The 18,463-nt window shown below is 52.6% G+C and carries 19 protein-coding genes; 9 read left to right on the top strand and 10 right to left on the bottom strand.

Going from position 1 to position 18,463, the window contains the following annotated elements; all coding sequences use genetic code 11:
• Window positions 1-40 precede the first annotated feature (40 nt).
• Window positions 41-820 carry an ABC transporter substrate-binding protein gene (locus CKQ54_RS10110; RefSeq protein WP_120160438.1) on the top strand — a complete coding sequence of 260 codons (780 nt, stop codon included), beginning with the start codon at window positions 41-43 and terminating at the stop codon, window positions 818-820.
• A gap of 99 nt (window positions 821-919) precedes the next feature.
• Here CKQ54_RS10110 and aphA read toward each other — a convergent pair whose 3' ends face one another.
• On the bottom strand, window positions 920-1,633 hold the full coding sequence (gene aphA, locus CKQ54_RS10105) for an acid phosphatase AphA (protein WP_112291817.1): 714 nt from the start codon (window positions 1,631-1,633) through the stop codon (window positions 920-922).
• A 271-nt stretch (window positions 1,634-1,904) separates the two neighbouring features.
• Between aphA and CKQ54_RS10100 the strand changes: the two genes are divergently transcribed.
• The 4 genes from CKQ54_RS10100 to CKQ54_RS10085 all read left to right on the top strand — a co-directional run bounded on the left by CKQ54_RS10100 (window position 1,905) and on the right by CKQ54_RS10085 (window position 5,614).
• Entirely contained in the window at window positions 1,905-2,942 is a 1,038-nt protein-coding gene (locus CKQ54_RS10100) for an NADP-dependent oxidoreductase (protein ID WP_120160436.1), read from the top strand.
• A 57-nt stretch (window positions 2,943-2,999) separates the two neighbouring features.
• Window positions 3,000-3,692, top strand: coding sequence for a type 1 glutamine amidotransferase domain-containing protein (locus CKQ54_RS10095; RefSeq protein ID WP_120160434.1), 693 nt, complete (start codon window positions 3,000-3,002; stop codon window positions 3,690-3,692).
• A 36-nt stretch (window positions 3,693-3,728) separates the two neighbouring features.
• Complete coding sequence (locus tag CKQ54_RS10090) at window positions 3,729-4,211, top strand: kinase inhibitor (protein WP_095921239.1); 483 nt, start codon at window positions 3,729-3,731, stop codon at window positions 4,209-4,211.
• A 122-nt stretch (window positions 4,212-4,333) separates the two neighbouring features.
• Entirely contained in the window at window positions 4,334-5,614 is a 1,281-nt protein-coding gene (locus CKQ54_RS10085) for a putative acyl-CoA thioester hydrolase (RefSeq protein WP_120160432.1), read from the top strand.
• A 94-nt stretch (window positions 5,615-5,708) separates the two neighbouring features.
• Here the strand turns inward: CKQ54_RS10085 and CKQ54_RS10080 are convergent, their stop codons facing one another.
• Window positions 5,709-7,220, bottom strand: a complete 1,512-nt coding sequence (locus CKQ54_RS10080) for a methyl-accepting chemotaxis protein (protein ID WP_120160430.1) — start codon at window positions 7,218-7,220, stop codon at window positions 5,709-5,711.
• A gap of 255 nt (window positions 7,221-7,475) precedes the next feature.
• Window positions 7,476-8,474: a 6-phosphogluconolactonase gene (pgl, locus tag CKQ54_RS10075; RefSeq protein ID WP_120160428.1), complete on the bottom strand. Its 999-nt coding sequence runs from the start codon at window positions 8,472-8,474 to the stop codon at window positions 7,476-7,478.
• Window positions 8,475-8,844: 370 nt separating this feature from the next.
• Here pgl and CKQ54_RS10070 point away from each other — a divergent pair, with 370 nt between their 5' ends.
• Window positions 8,845-9,666, top strand: coding sequence for a pyridoxal phosphatase (locus CKQ54_RS10070; RefSeq protein ID WP_120160426.1), 822 nt, complete (start codon window positions 8,845-8,847; stop codon window positions 9,664-9,666).
• A gap of 63 nt (window positions 9,667-9,729) precedes the next feature.
• On the opposite strand, the gene CKQ54_RS10065 is transcribed toward CKQ54_RS10070, so the two are convergent.
• Complete coding sequence (locus CKQ54_RS10065) at window positions 9,730-10,017, bottom strand: helix-turn-helix domain-containing protein (RefSeq protein WP_120160726.1); 288 nt, start codon at window positions 10,015-10,017, stop codon at window positions 9,730-9,732.
• Between the two features lie 144 nt (window positions 10,018-10,161).
• Here CKQ54_RS10065 and CKQ54_RS10060 point away from each other — a divergent pair, with 144 nt between their 5' ends.
• Window positions 10,162-10,425 carry a helix-turn-helix transcriptional regulator gene (locus tag CKQ54_RS10060; RefSeq protein WP_120160424.1) on the top strand — a complete coding sequence of 88 codons (264 nt, stop codon included), beginning with the start codon at window positions 10,162-10,164 and terminating at the stop codon, window positions 10,423-10,425.
• An 18-nt stretch (window positions 10,426-10,443) separates the two neighbouring features.
• On the opposite strand, the gene CKQ54_RS10055 is transcribed toward CKQ54_RS10060, so the two are convergent.
• The 5 genes from CKQ54_RS10055 to CKQ54_RS10030 form a co-directional block, all read right to left on the bottom strand.
• Window positions 10,444-11,760: a Fic family protein gene (locus tag CKQ54_RS10055; protein WP_120160423.1), complete on the bottom strand. Its 1,317-nt coding sequence runs from the start codon at window positions 11,758-11,760 to the stop codon at window positions 10,444-10,446.
• Between the two features lie 114 nt (window positions 11,761-11,874).
• Entirely contained in the window at window positions 11,875-12,936 is a 1,062-nt protein-coding gene (gene modC, locus CKQ54_RS10050; protein ID WP_120160421.1) for a molybdenum ABC transporter ATP-binding protein ModC, read from the bottom strand.
• Window position 12,937: 1 nt separating this feature from the next.
• On the bottom strand, window positions 12,938-13,627 hold the full coding sequence (modB, locus tag CKQ54_RS10045) for a molybdate ABC transporter permease subunit (protein ID WP_120133709.1): 690 nt from the start codon (window positions 13,625-13,627) through the stop codon (window positions 12,938-12,940).
• A 181-nt stretch (window positions 13,628-13,808) separates the two neighbouring features.
• Window positions 13,809-14,582, bottom strand: a complete 774-nt coding sequence (gene modA / locus CKQ54_RS10040; RefSeq protein ID WP_120160419.1) for a molybdate ABC transporter substrate-binding protein — start codon at window positions 14,580-14,582, stop codon at window positions 13,809-13,811.
• 244 nt (window positions 14,583-14,826) lie between these two features.
• The gene (locus tag CKQ54_RS10030; protein ID WP_120160415.1) at window positions 14,827-14,982 is read right to left on the bottom strand and encodes an AcrZ family multidrug efflux pump-associated protein; all 156 of its coding nucleotides are present in this window, start codon (window positions 14,980-14,982) and stop codon (window positions 14,827-14,829) included.
• 188 nt (window positions 14,983-15,170) lie between these two features.
• Between CKQ54_RS10030 and modE the strand changes: the two genes are divergently transcribed.
• Window positions 15,171-15,953 carry a molybdenum-dependent transcriptional regulator gene (modE, locus tag CKQ54_RS10025; RefSeq protein ID WP_120160413.1) on the top strand — a complete coding sequence of 261 codons (783 nt, stop codon included), beginning with the start codon at window positions 15,171-15,173 and terminating at the stop codon, window positions 15,951-15,953.
• A 123-nt stretch (window positions 15,954-16,076) separates the two neighbouring features.
• Window positions 16,077-17,546, top strand: a complete 1,470-nt coding sequence (modF, locus tag CKQ54_RS10020) for a molybdate ABC transporter ATP-binding protein ModF (protein WP_120160412.1) — start codon at window positions 16,077-16,079, stop codon at window positions 17,544-17,546.
• Here modF and CKQ54_RS10015 read toward each other — a convergent pair.
• Window positions 17,500-18,330 (bottom strand): hypothetical protein, encoded by an 831-nt coding sequence (locus tag CKQ54_RS10015; RefSeq protein ID WP_244220192.1) that lies wholly within the window; start codon window positions 18,328-18,330, stop codon window positions 17,500-17,502. The genes modF and CKQ54_RS10015 overlap by 47 nt on opposite strands.
• Between the last annotated feature and the right edge of the window lie 133 nt (window positions 18,331-18,463).

Below are 18,463 nucleotides of genomic sequence, written 5' to 3'. Positions count from 1 at the left end.
CCTTTGCATTTATCTACATCACGCTGGGGAATTGTGAATAATGAAAAAGTTAAAAATCGCATTGCTGTTAGGTTGTGCCGTGGCTTCTTTCTCCGCATTGGCGGACGGTTCTACACTCAAATTTGGTCTGGAAGCGCAATATCCGCCTTTTGAATCCAAAAGTGCGACCGGTGAGTTACAAGGTTTTGATATCGATCTGGGCAACGCCGTCTGCGCCGCCGCCAGCGTGAAATGCGAATGGTTTGATACCTCATTCGACGGCCTGATTGCGGCATTGCAGGCGCGTAAATTTGATGCGATCAACTCCGCCATGAACGTGACAGAAAAACGTCGTCAGGCGATTGATTTCACCAACGTGATTTACCGCGTGCCGAGTAAACTGATTGCGAAGAAAGACTCCGGTCTGTTGCCAACGGTTGATTCGCTGAAAGGCAAACATATCGGCGTGTTGCAGGGTTCGATTCAGGAAAGCTACGCGCAGGCACACTGGGCACCGAAAGGCGTAGATATCGTCTCTTATCAGGATCAGAACCAGGTTTATCTGGATCTGTCCTCCGGTCGCCTTGATGGCACTTTAGTACTGGCGCCAGCCGGTCAGAGCGGTTTCCTGTCGCGTCCGGACGGTAAAGATTATGGCTTTGTCGGCGACGCCGTGCGGGATGACAAAATCCTCGGCAGCGGTATCGCATTCGGCCTGCGCAAAGGCGATACCCAGCTGAAAGAGAAGCTGGATAAGGCTATCGTGAAAGTGCAAAAAGATGGCGTGGTGAAAGAGCTTTCGAAGAAATACTTTGGCGATATTGATGTGAGCGTGAAGTAAAGCCGCCTGGAAGACAGGTCTTACTTTTGCTCCTCCCCCTGTGAAGGCTGTCTCTTGATCAGATCTCCTGATCAAGAGACTTCGCAGGGAGGGAGCCACTCAATACTCGGAATTCACAATCACTTCTTCGCCAAACACACCGGCCTGCGGCAATGGTTTGTAGCTTGAGTTAGAAGCGCGCAGTACGCGAATGCCCCTCGCGCTCACGGCCTGAGCGGCAGTGATATCGTTGTCAGAATCGCCGTAAAATATTTTAATCTGTTTGTCTTTCAGCCACTGGACTTTGGTGTTCTGCCCGGCTTTGTCACCGGCAAAAATCACCGGATTCACCTTGTCCTGCGGGATCTGGAAATCGTTCTGCAAGGTTTTAGTCACAGTCTCAGTTTTAGTTTCACTGCGTCCCGTTACGAAGTAAATGCTGTCGCCACGCTTGAGGTGCATGGCAATCAGGCTCTTTGCCACCTCTTTTGGCATGCTGAATTCATCCCAACCGTTATTCATTTTTTCCCAGAATTGCGGGTTCTTCAGGTAATCCTGCTTACCCGGTGAAAACTCGACCTGACCGCGGTAAAAGCCCGGCGAGGAGAACAGCACGGTGTCATCAATATCAAACCCCACCGCCATCGGCGGGCGGCCGCTGAGGCTGTTTTCAATCTGAGCGACAGACACCCAGTGAACTGGAGCTTGCTGCGCGAGTTGCGCGACATTCACACCCGGATAAAGCGGTGCAGGCGTGGCGTCTTTAGCGACAGCCGACTGATTCAGGCTGAGCAGCAGGAAGATGGCACTCAGTGCCAGAGGCGTTTTACGCATTCGGATCCCTTTTTTATGCTTATTAATCTTGCAGATAAAGTGGAGCAACAGGTCAAAAATCTTAACGACCATACCTGCGCAACCTGCAGATTTAAAGGAATTTTCCGGCGGATGTCATAGGAAAAGATGATGGTCACATTTCAGGGTAAAACCGTCTGAATTTTTCCAACATGGCATAAAGCGCTTGGTTCGAAAACTGTTTAGCGTCCTATACTTATTCCCAATTACGTTAGCTTTTAACTTTCTTATAAGAAAACGAAAAGGAATGACTATGCCCCAGTTACAGTCTGAAAACCGCCGCATCGTGCTGGCTTCACGTCCTCACGGTAAACCTGTCGATGATAATTTCCGTCTGGAAAAAGCCCCGTTACCGCAAACCAAAGACGGCCAGTTATTGCTGCGCACCGTCTGGCTTTCGCTCGATCCGTACATGCGCGGAAGGATGAGCGATGCGCCTTCTTACGCCGCGCCGGTACAAATCGGCGAAGTGATGACCGGCGGCGCAGTTTCCCGCGTGGTGGAATCAAAAAGCCCGGATTTCAAAGCCGGTGATTTAGTGGTCGGCAGCACCGGCTGGCAGGATTATTCCGTGGCTGATGCCAAAGCAGTGAAGAAACTGGAAGGCGCAGCACTCAAACAGCCTTCCCTGGCGCTGGGTGTTTTGGGTATGCCCGGCTTCACGGCCTTTATGGGTCTGCTGGATATCGGCGAACCTAAACCGGGTGAAACGTTGGTGGTCGCTGCGGCAACCGGTCCGGTCGGCTCGCTGGTCGGGCAGATTGGTAAAATCAAAGGCTGTCGCGTGGTGGGGATTGCCGGTGGCGAAGAGAAATGCCGCTATGCGGTCGAACATTTCGGCTTTGATGAATGTCTGGATCACCGCGCGCCGAATCTGGATGAACGCCTGAAAGCGGCCTGTCCGGACGGTATCGACGTGTATTTCGAAAACGTCGGTGGCGCGGTATTCGACGCAGTGCTGCCGCTGCTTAACACCAAAGCACGTATTCCGGTGTGCGGACTGGTTTCGCAGTACAACGCGACCGGGCTCAAAGACGGGCAAGATCGCCTGTCGCTGCTGACCGGAACTATCCTGAAGAAACGCATGCGTGTGCAGGGCTTCATTATTTTTGATGATTACGGCCATCGTTATCCTGAGTTTGCAAAACAGATGAGCGAATGGTTTGAAGCAGGAAAAATCAAATTCCGCGAAGATGTTGTGGAAGGATTAGAGAACGCGCCGCAGGCGTTCTTTGGCCTGCTGGAAGGTAAAAACTTTGGCAAACTGGTCGTTCGTGTCGGTCAGGACTGATCTCTCTTTAACGTCAGCTGACGACAACTTCAGCTGACGACGTCCACAGGAGGTAACATGAAATTACTGATTGTATTGACATCACACGATAAGCTCGGCGAAACCGGTAAGAAAACAGGTTTCTGGCTCGAAGAATTTACCGCGCCGTATTATGAGTTTCTGGATGCAGGCGCTGAACTGACACTGGCCTCACCCAAAGGCGGGCAACCGCCGCTGGATCCCAAAAGCTCTGAGCCGGATGCCCAGACGGAAACCACGGCGCGTTTTCACAAGGATGACAACGCCAGACAGGCGCTGGCAAATACCGTGAAACTCAGTGACATCAGTGCTGATGACTTTGATGCCGTTTTCTATCCCGGCGGTCACGGGCCGTTGTGGGATCTGGCGGAAGATGCGGATTCTATTGCGCTGATCGAGGCGTTCTGGAAGGCCGGCAAACCGGTTTCTGCCGTCTGTCATGCGCCGGGTGTTTTGCGCAATGTCCTGATTGATGGCACGCCGCTGGTCAAAGACAAACGCGTGACCGGTTTTAGTAACAGCGAAGAAGACGGCGTCGGCCTGACCGATATCGTGCCCTTCCTTGTCGAGGATGAACTTAAGAAAAATGGCGGTGATTACAGCAAAGCCGCAGACTGGCGTTCTTATGCCATCACCGACGGCAAGCTGATTACCGGCCAGAATCCCGCCTCCTCCAAAGCGGTCGCACAGGCCTTGCTGAAAATGCTGGGCGGGGCTGAAATCAGTAAGTAATCTGCGGGTAACCGTTCACCAAAAGATGAGGATTTTATGGCATTTACACTGACCAGTAATGATTTGCGCGATGGCGAAAAAATGCCGGAAACGCAGGTTTTTAACGGCATGGGCTACAACGGCGACAACCTGTCGCCGCATCTGGCCTGGTCCGGCGCTCCGGAAGGCACCAAAAGTTTTGTGATAACCGTTTATGACCCCGATGCTCCTACCGGCTCAGGCTGGTGGCACTGGGGCGTGGCGAATATTCCGGCTGACGTCACCGAATTGCCGCAAGGCGCGGGCTCCGGTAAAGGCGGTTTACCTGCCGGTGCCGTACAGACCCGCACCGATTTTGGCAAAGCCGGTTATGGCGGCGCAGCACCTCCGCAGGGCGAACACCATCACTATCACTTCACCGTATACGCCATCGATACAGAAACGCTTGAAGTGGATGAAAATGCCAGCGGCGCTTATCTCGGCTTCAATGTGCATTTCCATACTCTCGGCAAAGCATCACTGACAGTGATATACAGCTGATTCCTGTGGTATAAAAGACGCAGAAAAGGTGGTCAGTTTTACTGGCCACCGTTTTTTTATTGCGGCGATGACCGCAACATTGAAAAAAAAGAACAATCTTCTTCATCAAGGAGTCAGTCACAGTGAAAATTTCCACCCTGTCGCGCGCGTGCGCTATGTTGTCTGCCAGCCTGATCCTGGCGGCATGTAGCAGCAGCCATCAAGGCTTATCCAGCCAGGTTGCTCCGGGCACCGCGTCACTGCCCGTGTTATCTGCGGACGAAGCGGCCAACTTTACAGCGAAAAATTACCTGGCCTTTGGCGGCCCTTCTTTGCAGGTTCAGCAGCAGGGCTGGTTCCCTAAACTGGCAAGCACTGACGGCGCGAAAACCGACTTCGTGGTCGGCCCGCAGTTAGGCACCGACGGTGCGGCTTATGCCAACGTTCAGCAGGCAGTCAATGCCGCGCTGGCAGTGCGTAACCACGGCGAACGTATCTTCATTAAAATCCTGCCGGGCACCTATAACGGCGCGGTTTACATTCCTGCTGGCGCACCACCCATCACCCTGTTCGGTGCCGGCAACAGCTCCGCTGATGTGACCCTGGCCCAAGGCCTGGAAGCGTCAGCAGCGCCAGCCGTTTACCGTTCAACCGTCAGCCCTGCCGGTCAGTTCCTGCCAGGTGATCGCGCATTCTATATGTTCCAGAACTGCGCAACGCTGACCACTGAAACCATCGGCACCGGTTGTACCGCGACTGTGTGGTCACAGAGCAGCAGCCTGCAATTGCAGAATCTGACCATTGGTAATTCCCTGCTTGATACCGTGGATGCCGGTGATCACTCCGCTGTGGCACTGCGCACCGACGGAGATAACATCATTCTGGATAACGTGCGCCTGATTGGCCGCCAGAATACCTTTATGGCCAACACCGCCAATATCCACAATCAGACTGACAACAGCCGTTACAGCCGCGTTTACGTGCATAACAGCCTGATCGTCGGTGATGTGGATTACGTGTTTGGTCGCGCCAATGCGGTGTTCGATCACGTTGAATTCCACACTGTCAGCAGCCGTGGCGTGAAACAGGCGTCCATCTTCGCACCGAATACGCCGGCAACCGCACCATACGGTTTCCTGGTGATCGACAGCAACCTGACCGGTGACCGTGGTTTCGAGCAGGCAGCGAAAGCAAAAATGGGTCGTGCGTGGGATGCTGACGGCGCGAGCAGCCAGCTGGTGATCCGCGACAGCAGCTTCGACAACAGCTATGACCAGATGAACCCGTGGGGCGCTTCCGTCTTCTCCGGCCAGCCGTTTACAGGCAACGTGCCGAAAGATGAGAAACAACAGCGTAATCTGAACGATACCGACTTCAACCGCCTGTGGCAGTACAACAATGTGCTGACTCAGCCTGCGAAGTAATGTCGTCTGAGGTTGTGATTTAACATGATGAAGAACCGCCGGGATTAACTCCGGCGGTTTTTTTTCGTTCTGCGGATCGGGTTTCGCAACTACTTCAGAGCGCTTCATTTCCCAGACGGAATACCGACACGGTGCGTTCCAGATTCACCGCCTGTTCATCGAGCGAGGCCGCCGCACTGGCTGACTGCTGAACCAGCGCAGAGTTTTGCTGCGTCACGGTATCCATTTCTGCCACTGCCAGCGCAATCTGACTGATGCCCCGGCTTTGCTCGTCAGAGGCCGAGGCAATCTCATGAATGATCTGCGTGACGTGGCGGACTGAACCGACAATTTCTTCCATCGTGTCACCGGCTTTTGCGACCAGCTGCGAACCGCTGGTCACGTTGGCGACTGATTTACCGATCAGGCCTTCAATTTCTTTCGCTGCCTGACCGCTGCGCTGTGCAAGGCTGCGGACTTCACTGGCGACGACGGCGAATCCGCGCCCCTGCTCGCCTGCCCTCGCCGCTTCGACGGCCGCATTCAGCGCCAGAATGTTGGTCTGGAAAGCGATGCTGTTGATGACGGTGGTGATTTCCGAAATCTGTTTCGAGCTGACGGTAATTTCTTTCATCACACCGACGACATCCCCCACCAGCTTGCCACCGCGAGCGGCAGTGTTTGCGGCATCAGACGCCAGCTGGCTGGCCTGAGTGGCATTGTCGGCGTTCTGTTTCACCGTGGACGTCAGTTGCTCCATACTCGCCGCCGTTTGCCCGAGCGCGGCAGCCTGTTCTTCGGTGCGTGCGGACAGGTCAATATTGCCCGCTGCAATTTCGCCTGAGGCGCGTGTCACCTGCATCACGCCTTCGCGGATATCGCCGATAATGCCGTGCAGGTTCTGGTTCATGGTTTCGATAGCGCGGCTCAACTGTCCGACTTCGTCAAAGCTATGGCTGGAGGCGTGGGTTGATAAATCCCCGGCGGCAATACGCTCGGCGGTTTGCAGCGTGCGGCGCAGCGGCAGTGTCAGCTGACGTGTCATGCGCCACGAAATCAGCGCCCCGGCAATAATGGTCGCCACAATAATCGCCAGCATCTCCGAAATGGTACGGCTTACTTCATGGTTAAGGTTGGTCATTTCATGATTCAGCAAGGTGTTCGACGCAGAAGTCAGCGCCAGTCCCGCGGCGGCAAGTTGTGCGCTTATCTGCTGCGGATCACTGCCTGCGGGCGGATTAAGCGTCTGCTGCCAGCTTTCCCGATAACGGCGGATGTTATCCGGCATGGCATCCACCAGCATCTGGTCGCCGCTGGCCCAGGAATGTGCCGCAACATCGGCGCGGACGGTGTCGAGTTTATCCAGCGCCAGATGGTTTTCTTCAACAAATTTCGTGTCTTTGCTGGCCATGTAGGAAAGCCGTGAAAATTTGGCCTCGTTTAGCAGGTCGTTCATGCTTTTAAGCAGCGTGGATTTTTCGGCGCGTTGATTGATGCTGGTGAGATGGTAAATACCGGATAAAGCGATTGAGGATCCCAGTAGCAGCACCAGCGCAAAGCCTGCGCCGAGCTTGTGAGCGATGGTGGCGTGGCGAACCCGGCCAGCGATCCCTGAAAGTACATTCATTTTCTTCTCCCTGATTTCCAAAAGGACTGACTCTGAAGCGGCAGATGCCACCGAAGAATGAGTGAAATACGGGAGAGTTATCGACCAGTGCGGAATAACATTTAGTGGAAATTGGAAATTATTCTTAACTATTGGTGAGAAGCATCAGGCAATAAAAAAGCCCCTTAATACAGAGGCTTGATCATAATATCATGGCGGGATTATTGATCAGCTGAAAAGTAAACATGAGAAAAACTGACCAGTAACTCAGCGTGATTAATTAATTTCCAGAACGCTTACCCACATCGCGCCTTTGCCCACCGGGTAGGTTTTGAGCGTCGTCAGCTGACCGTTTTTCGGATCAATTTTCGCCACTTCAATCGCATCAGATTTCTGACCGGCAGTGATCACGTACTGACCGGAATGATCGATATTAAAACCGCGCGGCTGTGTCTGAGTGGCGTGATGCCCGACCAGCTCCAGTTCGCTGCCATCCGCGGAGACGGTCATGATGGAAATCAGGCTCGCGGTACGGTCGGAAGCGTAGAGATATTTACCGTCAGGCGTGATGTGCAAATCGGCTGCCCAGCAGGTCCCGGTGAAATCAGCCGGCATAATGCCCAGCGTCTGCACCTGACGATATTCGCCGCTGGCGACATCTTTCTGATACACATCCACACTGCTGTTCAGCTCATTCACACAGTAGGCAAAATGATGATTCGGGTGGAATGCCATATGGCGCGGACCGGCACCTTCTGCCGTTTTCAGCTCAGCGGAAGCATGCGGTGTCGCCTCACCTTTCACGCTGAAATCAAACTGGCGGATGCGGTCTTCTTTAAGCGCAGGGATCATCAGCAGATGGTTGGTTGGGTCGATGTTGGCAGAATGCGGCGCCTGAATATTTTCAAGAACCTGAACCGGTGCCAGCGCGTGACCTTTTTCATTCAAAGGATGAATGCTGACATTGTTGAAGCTGTAAGAAGCCGAGAACACAAAACGCCCTTGCAGATCGATGCCCAGATGCGTCGGACTGCCCGGTAATGGCGCCATCGCACCCTCTTCCAGTTTGCCTTCACCATCAATGTGGTAAGTCAGCACGCCAAATTCAGGGCGAACGCCGACGTACAAGCGATGACCATCAGGATGAATAACCATCGGCTGAACCTGTCCCGGAACTTCAACCGTTTGCAGCAGGCTCAGCTCACCATCGTCCGCCAGACGAAAAGCGTGGATTTGCTGGCTCTCAGGGCTGGCAACGTAGACAACTTGCTTCATCACATCTCCTTATTAAGAATCAAATAGTTGTAATACCCAAAATAGTTCGAGTTGCAGGAAGGCGGCAAACGAGAGACAAATCGGTCAGGAACCGATTTGAACAGCGCTTGCGCTGGCCCGCAGGGTGAGCCTCAGGGACGAGGCTCATTAATCCCGATGAGCTTACTATAGTAAGTGATTCGGGTGAGCGAGCGCAGCCAACGCATCTGCAACTTGAAATATGCCGGGTATTAAGCGTAGCTCAGGTTAACACGATTCCCCAACGCTCTGGCGGCACCTTTAGTGCCGGAAGCGCGGTTTAATTAGCAGGCTAAAAAAGGTAATATGGCGATAATTTCCCCGATCCTCCTTCACTTACGACGGACTGCTCATGACTTATCGCATTATCGCGCTCGATCTCGACGGTACACTGCTGGACCGCCAAAAACGTATCCTTCCTGAATCCCTTGCCGCTCTGGCTGATGCCCGCGCACAGGGTGTCAAAGTGGTCGTGGTCACCGGACGTCATCATGTGGCGATACATCCGTTTTATCAGGCATTGCAGCTCGATACACCTGCTATCTGCTGTAATGGCACGTATTTGTATGATTATCAGGCACGTAAGGTCTTAACGTCTGATCCACTCGACAGTGTGAAAGCCAAAAAAGTGATCGACCTGCTGGAGTATCACGGTATTCACGGTTTGTTGTATGTCGATGACGCCATGCTGTATCAGCAACCCAGCGGCCATGTGAGCCGTTCTATCGCCTGGGGACAAACCCTGCCGGAAAATCAGCGCCCGAACATTATTCAGGTTAACAGCTTGCGCGAGGCGGCTGATGAAGCGCAGTCCATCTGGAAATTCGCGACTTCCCATCAGGATCTCGATGCATTGCATACTTTTGCCGCGCAGGTGGAAAACGAGCTGGGTCTGGCGTGCGAATGGTCGTGGCACGATCAGGTGGACGTCGCCAAAGGCGGCAACAGCAAAGGCCGTCGTTTGCAGGAATGGGTCGAATCTCAGGGCATGAGCATGCAGGATGTGGTCGCGTTTGGTGATAACTACAATGACCTGAGCATGCTGGAAAATGTCGGTCTGGGTGTGGCGATGGGCAATGCGGCGGATGCTATCAAAGAGCGCGCGGCGCTGGTCATCGGTGACCATGAAACGCCAGGAATTGCAGACGTTATCCGCAGTAAAGTGCTGAACTGATGAGCGTTGCACGCCTTCCCATGTCTTACAGGGAAGGCGTTATTCTTCTGACCCGGACATGGGTTATTCTTCTTGCTCTGCTTTCTCTACTTTCACCACTTTCACCTTCGCCGGTCTGACAGAACGGAGGATCCGACAGTTCTTCTCGTCGAAGTAACGGCTTGGCCAGATGCTTGACGGCGGAACACCGAGCGCCTGCGCAATCAGCATTTCACCTTTTGCCCAGGGACGTGCCAGCGCGTTTGCCAGCGTTGAAGACCCCAGTCCTGCCTTGCGTGATACGGCGGCCAGTGTGGTTCTTTTCTTACGTAATCCGGCAATAATATCTGCGGGATGCCAGTCATTTCCCATTTTCATCGTTCTTCCTTTCGTGATTGATACAGCCTTCAGAAATCTGCACTACACTTTTCGGTTACAACGTTCAGTAACTCTAAACAACAATGATGTTAAGGGATGCTTAACATAACGTCAATACAGTTTTTATGGTTATTGGCTATGATCCCTCACCGACTGAAGTCAGCACGAGCAAAAGCAAAACTTACGCAGGAAAAATTAGGTGTTTTAGCGGGTATTGATGAAAGCACCGCACGCTCGCGGGTTTCTCAATATGAAAGCGGCACGTACAGCCCGAACTTCGACACCATGTGTCATTTCGCCCGCGTGCTGAACGTGCCGGAATGTTATTTCTATATCATTGACGATGCGTTTGCCGAACAGGTTCTGGCGCTTTACGAAGCGTATAAAACCGCTAAGTATTAGTGTATAAGACTCTGAGTATTACCAACTGCTCCCGCGTGGAGCAGTTTGAGCATTCCATTTATTTAACTGTGGTAGAGTTTTAGGGGATACGTAAACCGTTTCTTTTCCATCTTTATGGGATTTCAACAGGCCTAATTTCTCCAGCGCAGAGAGGTCTTTACGTGCCGTATTGTCTGAAACAGCCATTCGCTCCCTGACCTCAGCAACCGTGAAAATATTCCCAGACCGGGCGAAAGCGACATTCAGCAGACTGATCTGACGACTGTTCAGCCCCGCAGCAAGACCTGATTCATAGAGAAAACTGTCAAGTTCCTGTCTTACTTTGATCATATGATGAATATATTCAACATATTCACCTAATGACCTGCTCACAATACTGCACTGGTACTCAACGAAATAAGTGAGATCCATATCATCCGTTTCAGAGTAACAATAAGATTTTGCGTAAGCAGTGGACGCTTTTTTTAGTAATTTGCTGACGGATATATGCCGAAATGCACTGTACCCGCAACGCAGCATATACCAGTAAAAGAACGCCCTTGCAGTCCGACCATTACCGTCATAAAACGGATGAAGGTAACCTACCATGAAATGCAAAATGCATGCCTTTACCAGCGGATGTAAGTAATTTTTGCCTTCAAGGCGCTCATGCGGCGTATTCGCCCATGCAAGCAGCAGAATGAGCCTGTGATTTATTTCAGTATGATCCGGCGGGGTATGTATAACGTTATTTTCTGTATCAACAACGACGACATCATTCGATTGTCGAAATCTTCCCGGGAGATATTTTTCGTCATCGATTCCCTCCACAGCAATAACATGTAATTTTCTCAAAAATTCCATGCTCATTTCTTCAGTGCAATGCGAGTTTACGTATTCCATCATGTGGAAATTACCCATGATCATTTTTTCGCTCTCGTCACGTGGAGCACGTTTCACTTTGATCATTTCTAATGCAACACGGCTAGTTGTCGCGGCGCCTTCCAATTGACTGGAGGAAATTGATTCCTCCGCACGCAATTCATCAAGCAGATGTTGATATGCCGCTAAAGGTTCAAGCAATTCAGCCTCACCGCCAGAGGTGGTCAGACGGTCAACCATTGAGGACGTTTGGAGAATAAGTGGGGTATTTTTTATGAAAGCATGTTGAGCATCATTAGAACCCGTCAATGATAAAAACTGACCATCAGCCCGTCTGATCATACTCAACAATGACCAGACACATTCCTCATCAGTTCCTGATGGTAAACGGTGCCGGAGCTGATCCCAATGCAGATAATCTCCCTTTGCTGATAAATCTTTTGCTAATGGAAAGTTAATGACGAAGCTTTCCATGCGGATTTCTGACACGGGAATTTTCTTGGGAGGGCGCTTAATTTTCAACTTACACCTCAAAAAATCGCTAAATTGAGATGAAGGGTGGACTCAACTGATCATTTTTGCAAGGCGTCATCTGTTCACCGACACGCTTTTGATCTGCGCATACAGCCACTGTCCGGCGCGGATCATCAGTTCGTCTCGCGCCCATGGCGTAATGCGGGCCCAGATAATGTGGTCGGCCATCGCCAGTTTCACTTCCACCTGATTGCCGATATCCAGACATTCCAGCACCTTGGCGGGCAGAATATTACGGATACTGCTGTTGTTGGCCGTCGGTTGCAACACCAGTGAAACGTCCGTGGAGTTCACACGAATACGCAGTGGTGTGCCGGGTTCTTCCTCTACTTTGCTTATCCACAACCGCTGATCCCCCACCGCCAGCGCCGTCATTTCATAACGCGGATGATGTTCCAGCACACTGACATTCAGCACGCTGCTCTGCTCTGCTTTTGGCAGCCAGGGACGCATGACATTGCTCGCCCAGACGTCTTCCAGCGCGCCCATCGCCAGCACGTTGCCAGCATCCAGAACCAGCACCTTTTCAGCCAGCCGCAAAATCTCATCCAGGCTGTGCGTTACGTATAAAATCGGAATACTGACTTCCTGCGCCAGACGCTCCAGATACGGCATCAGTTCCCGTTTACGCGGGATATCCAGTGCCGCCAGCGGTTCGTCCATCAGCAGAATTTCCGGCGCAGTCAGTAAGGCACGGCCAATCGCCACACGCTGCTTTTCGCCCCCGGATAAGGTGAGCGGAAAACGATCCAGCAGGGATTCAATACCCAGCAAATGAACGATGCTGTCAAACTGACCGCGCATCGACGCGGCCATGCCGTATTGCAGATTGCCTTTCACGCGATAATGGGGAAACAGCCGCGCATCCTGGAAAACATAGCCCACGCGGCGTTTTTCCGGCGGCAGGAAAATGTTGTTTTGCGCATCTGACAAGATACGACCGTTTAAGGTGATGCGGCCATTATCAGGTTTGGTCAGTCCGCCGATGGCGTTGATCAGCGACGTTTTTCCTGCGCCCGACAGGCCAAAAATGGCCGTGATACCCTGCGCCGGTAAAGTTTGCGTAACCTGTAAATCCAAATCGCCCAGCTTTTGACTGAAATCGAGTTCGAGCATTTCAGCCTCCCAGCCGGATACGGCTGCGTTTTGCCAGCCAGTCAGAAATCAGTAACGCTGCCAGAGACAACAGAATGGCCAGCACGCAAAGGCGCGCGGCGGCACTTTCTGCGCCCGGCGTTTCAATGAGGGTATACATCGCCAGCGGAATGGTGCGGGTCTCGCCGGGAATGTTCGACACGAAGGTAATGGTTGCGCCAAATTCACCCAGTGAACGGGCGAAGGCCAGCACCACGCCGACGATGACGCCGGGCACAGAAAGCGGCAATGTAATGGTGAAAAAGACCCGCCACGGTGAAGCCCCGAGTGTGCGGGCGGCGAGTTCCAGTTTAGGATCAACGGCTTCGAGTGACTGACGTATTGCGCGAACCATCAGCGGGAATGCCACCACGGCAGATGCCAGCACAGCGCCGTGCCAGCTGAAGCTGAAGCTGAAGCCAAACCATTCATATAAACGCTGGCCGATAAAACCGCGCCGTCCCATTACCACCAGCAACAAATAGCCGATGACCACCGGGGGTAATACCAGCGGCAGATGAATAATGCTGTCGAGCAGGGATTTGCCGGGAAAGCGGCAGCGGACCAGGATCCACGCCATCAGAATTCCAAGCGGCAGACTGCAAACTACGGCCAGACTCGATACTTTCAGACTGAGAAGTACCGCCTGCCACTCATATTCACTCAACATCATGTCGGTTTGTTAATCCTGAAGTAAATGTGCCGCTAAAGATAAAATATCGGCAAAAATTTAAAAGCCTTTAATCGCGGAAGCCTGTGTCCGCAAAGTATAAACCTTGATGCAGTGGCGTTGAGACAAAAAAGCCATCCCCAGAGGCGATGGCTTAAGTGTTTCATCTGACGAACAGATGACGTTAACCGCGCGGGGTGAAACCGTATTTTTTGAAGATTTCAGCCGCAGCAGGCGTTTTCAGATAATCATAGAAACCTTTCACGGTGACGTTGTCATGGTCTTTTACAATCGCCATCGGGTATTCAACCGGTTTATGGCTGGATGCCGGGAAGATGCCCACGACTTTCACTTTTTTGCTGGCGACGGCGTCAGAACCGTAAACAATTCCGACCGGCGCTTCTTCACGCTCAACCAGCGCCATTGCGGCACGAACGTCGCTGGCACGCGCCAGTTTAGGCTCCAGCGTGGTCCAGGCACCCAGTTTTTGCAGCGCTTCTTTGGCATAAATACCGGCCGGAACGTGGTCCGGATCCCCGACCGCCAGACGGCTGTCGCCAATCAGTTTGGTCCAATCGGTTTTATCAGAGATGTCGACTTTATCAATTTTGCTGTTGGCCGCAGATATCAGCACCAGTTCATTGCCCAGCAAGGTGTAACGGGTGTTATCGACCATTTGTTGTTTGCCGATCGCGTAATCCATCCACTGCTGATCGGCAGAAATGAACATATCCGCAGGCGCGCCCTGCTCAATCTGGCGAGCCAGCGTAGAAGACGACGCGAAAGAAGAGACAACCTGCACACCTTTTTCTTTCTGATATTGGGTGGCGATATCTTGTAATGCATTGGTCAGGGACGCCGCGGCGAATACAGTGATTTTTTCGGCGGCCTGCGCGTGCATGCTAACGCCTGCCACCAGCACGGTCGCGGTCAGTAATTTGCCCCAGGTGTGTTTCATCGGATTTCCTCTGCTGTTATAGATATGGATACGTTATGTAGAGATGAATATAACGAGAAAAAACACGATGTCATCCGGTTTTTCCGCACTCTGCTGAAGAAGCGGTAGTTTTTTGATCTCAGGCGGAAAATCGAGTCTGTTTCCAAAATGAGCCTGTTTCCAAAATGAGTCTGTTCCCAAAAATAGAAAGCCCGGCACAATGGCCGGGCTTCTGGAAAATGCGTTCTCAGAAAACACTCATGTTTCAGTAATGAGGTTTCTCGCGGGACTCTTTAGAGTGACCCACGTGGGAGATGAGGTTGAATACTTCGCCCAGTCCCCAGATCAGCCCCAGGATCACAGCGATGAAGACTGGCACCATGACGGCAGCGAAAAGCAAACTTTCTAATAGTTCTAACATGATAGCCTCACTTAGCTGGCTGAACCGCCCGCAGACGGTGTAGGACTTCTTGCATGAAGTCAAAAACGTAAATCAAACTGTGGCAGATAATAACAGCACGGGACTGTAAATACTTTAGCATTTAGCCAACTTGCCTGCCTGCGGGTTTAGCGGCGACAATAAAGCATGATTCAATTAAGGAAGCTGCAATGCAAGCCGAAATTCTCTTAACTCTCAAGCTCCAGCAACGCTTGTTCGCCGATCCACGTCGTATCGAATTATTGCGACAAGTGCGTCACACCGGTTCAATCAGCCAGGGCGCGAAGCTCGCGGGGATCAGTTATAAAAGCGCCTGGGATGCCATCAACGAGATGAATCAGCTTGCGGATGAGTCGCTGGTTGACCGCAGTACCGGCGGCAAAGGTGGCGGGGGCGCCGTACTGACGCCTTACGGCGAGCGCCTGATCCAACTTTATGAGCTGCTGGCGCAAATCCAGCAAAAAGCCTTTGACGTGCTTAAAGAAGATTCCCTGCCGCTGGACAGCCTGCTGGCCGCAATTTCCCGTTTTTCACTGCAAACCAGCGCACGTAATCAGTTCTTCGGCACCGTCGTGGAGCGCACCCATCAGACCGTCCAGCAGCATATTGATATCCTGCTGGCGGACGGAAAAACGCAAATTCGCGCCGCCATTACCGAGCAAAGTGCCGACCGTCTGGCGCTGACACCGGGTAAAGAAGTGCTGGTGCTGATTAAAGCGCCGTGGATAACCCTCGGATTTAACGCTGAAAACAGCCACAACGCGCTGCGGGGCGAAGTTATCAGTATTCAGCACGGCGAGAAAAACAGCGAAGTGCTGGTAAAATTACTCAGCAGCGAGACATTGTGCGCCACGGTGCCAAATACTGAGATGGATAAACTGGCGCTGAAAACCGGTCAGACGGTATTTGCTCAGTTTGACGATGACAAAGTCATCATCGCCACCCTTTGCTAAAAACGGGTATTTAATCAGTATCTTGCAAAATCAGCGTTTTCATTTTGCAGAATTGTCAATTGACTTGCGAAGGTGCAGCGCTTATCCCTTATTTTATAATCATTTCAAAATGAGAGATAAAAAATGTCGTCGTTGCATATTTCGCAAGGCGTTTTCCGCCTCAGTGACACCCGAACCCTCACACTTTCCGATCTGACTCTCCGCCAGGCCGACAGCTGGGCATTTGTCGGTTCGAACGGCAGCGGTAAATCCGCCCTCGCCCGTGCGCTGGCGGGCGACTTAACCCTGCTGAAAGGCACCCGTGAAAACAGTTTTGCGCATATCGTTCGCCTGTCTTTTGAACAGTTACAGAAACTGGTCGCAGATGAGTGGCAGCGTAACAACACCGATTTACTCAGTGAAGGTGAAGACGATACCGGTCGCACAACCGCTGAAATCATTCAGGACGACGTACGCGATCCGGCCCGTTGCACCGCGCTTGCCGCGCAGTTTGGTATTGAGAAATTGCTCGACCGCCGCTTTAAATATTTATCGACCGGTGAAACCCGCAAAACGTTGCTGTGTCAGGTGCTGATGCAACAACCCGATTTGCTGGTGCTGGATGAGCCCTTTGACGGCCTTGACGTTAATGCCCGCGCCCAGCTGGCAGAACTGCTTGAGAAACTTTCCGCCGAAGGCCAGACAATGGTGCTGGTACTTAATCGCTTTGACGATATTCCTTCGTTTGTTAAAAATGTCGGCGTGCTAGCTGACTGTACGCTGGCCTCAGTGGGCCCGCGTGAACAGGTGATGGCCGACGCGCTGGTCGCACAGCTGGCCCACAGCGAAAGCCTGAATGGCATGGCCGTGCCGGAAGCTGAAGATCCAACCGCACGCATCAGTCCGCCTGCTGACAGTCCGCTGATCGTGCTGCGTGACGGCGTGGTGCAGTACAACGACAAACCGATTTTGCATAACCTCAGCTGGCAGGTCGATCACGGTCAGCACTGGCAGATCACCGGCCAGAACGGCGCCGGAAAATCCACGCTGCTGAGTCTGATTACCGGCGACCACGCGCAAGGCTACAGCAACGATCTGACGCTGTTTGGCCGTCGTCGTGGCAGCGGTGAAACCATCTGGGATATCAAACGCCACATCGGTTACGTCAGCAGCAGCCTGCATCTGGATTACCGTGTCAGCACCAGCGTGCGCAATGTCATTACTTCCGGCTTCTTCGACTCTATCGGGATTTATCAGGCAGTCTCTGACCGCCAGCGGCTCCTGACGTCGCAATGGCTGGAACTGCTCGGTCTGGGTGGCAATGCCGGTGAGACGCCATTCCACAGTTTATCCTGGGGACAGCAGCGGCTGGCGCTGATCGCCCGCGCGCTGGTTAAACATCCTGCCCTGTTAATTCTCGATGAACCGTTGCAGGGGCTGGATCCGATCAACCGTCAGCTGGTGCGCCGTTTTGTCGATATTCTGATTGGCGAAGGGGAAACACAGCTGCTGTTTGTTTCGCATCACGCCGAAGACGCCCCGCAATGCATTACGCATCGCCTGAGCTTTATTCCTGACGGCGATATTTACCGCTATCAGATTGACGCATTGTAACTTTCTTCCCTTTCCCGGGGGCCATCAGCGCCGTCACAATGCCGGCCAGCGCCAGTGCCCCCAGCAATGAAAACCCGGTTATAACACCCTGATGACCGGGATTATTCCTCAGCAGCAACGTCAGCAGCGCCAGGATCACCGCAGTGCTGCTGACCTGCGCCAGCACGCCCAGCCGTAAAGAATAATGATATTCATCACCGGTAAGCCCCTCTCTGCCAGCACGTGCTGCGTGACCTGTCAGCCCTGCCCCGAAACCTGTCAGCAGCATGCCCGGCAGCAGCGCCAGCCAGAACGGCGTTGCTGCCGGCATCATGGATATCAGTCCCAGACCGCCCGCCGCCAGCATAAAACCCCAAAGTAAAACCGTGGAGGGTGAGATGCCCTGCCCGAGTTTTTCACCGAGCGCCGTGCCCGCCAGCCGCATCAGCAGCCAGGGGAGAAAGCTGAGAATAATGCCCGGTACGCTCACTGCATAAAGCTGATACATCGCCACTGCCAGCAATAAACCCGCAGTATAGGTTACCGCCGGAGAGAAAATGCACGTCCAGAGGCTTATCTGTAACGGCAGCGATGAACGTAACGGACGCGGCAGCAGCGGATCCGGATGATAATTTTCACTGATGATAAACAATAAAAAAAAGAGCGCAGCGGCCCCCGCCAACGTGTGACTCAGCGGTGTATCCAGCCCGTAAAAAGCGACACTTAACAGCGTCAGAACCAGACTCACAATAAACACCACACCCGGGATCAGGGACCACAAGGGCGAACGGAAACGGATCATCATTAATCTTTCCTCTATCAGAATCTTGCAAAAAACATCTGCCATGAAAGATGATTCAATCTCATCCTCAGCATCTTGATAAAGGAGCTTACACCGCCTATTTTAGGCTGTTCAAAGTCATAGATTTCAGCAAAGG

The organism is Rahnella variigena (genome assembly GCF_003610915.1).
Lineage (GTDB): Bacteria > Pseudomonadota > Gammaproteobacteria > Enterobacterales > Enterobacteriaceae > Rahnella > Rahnella variigena.
The sequence above is the reverse complement of the archived record's forward strand: the minus strand, read 5'-3'. Positions and strand labels throughout refer to the sequence as shown.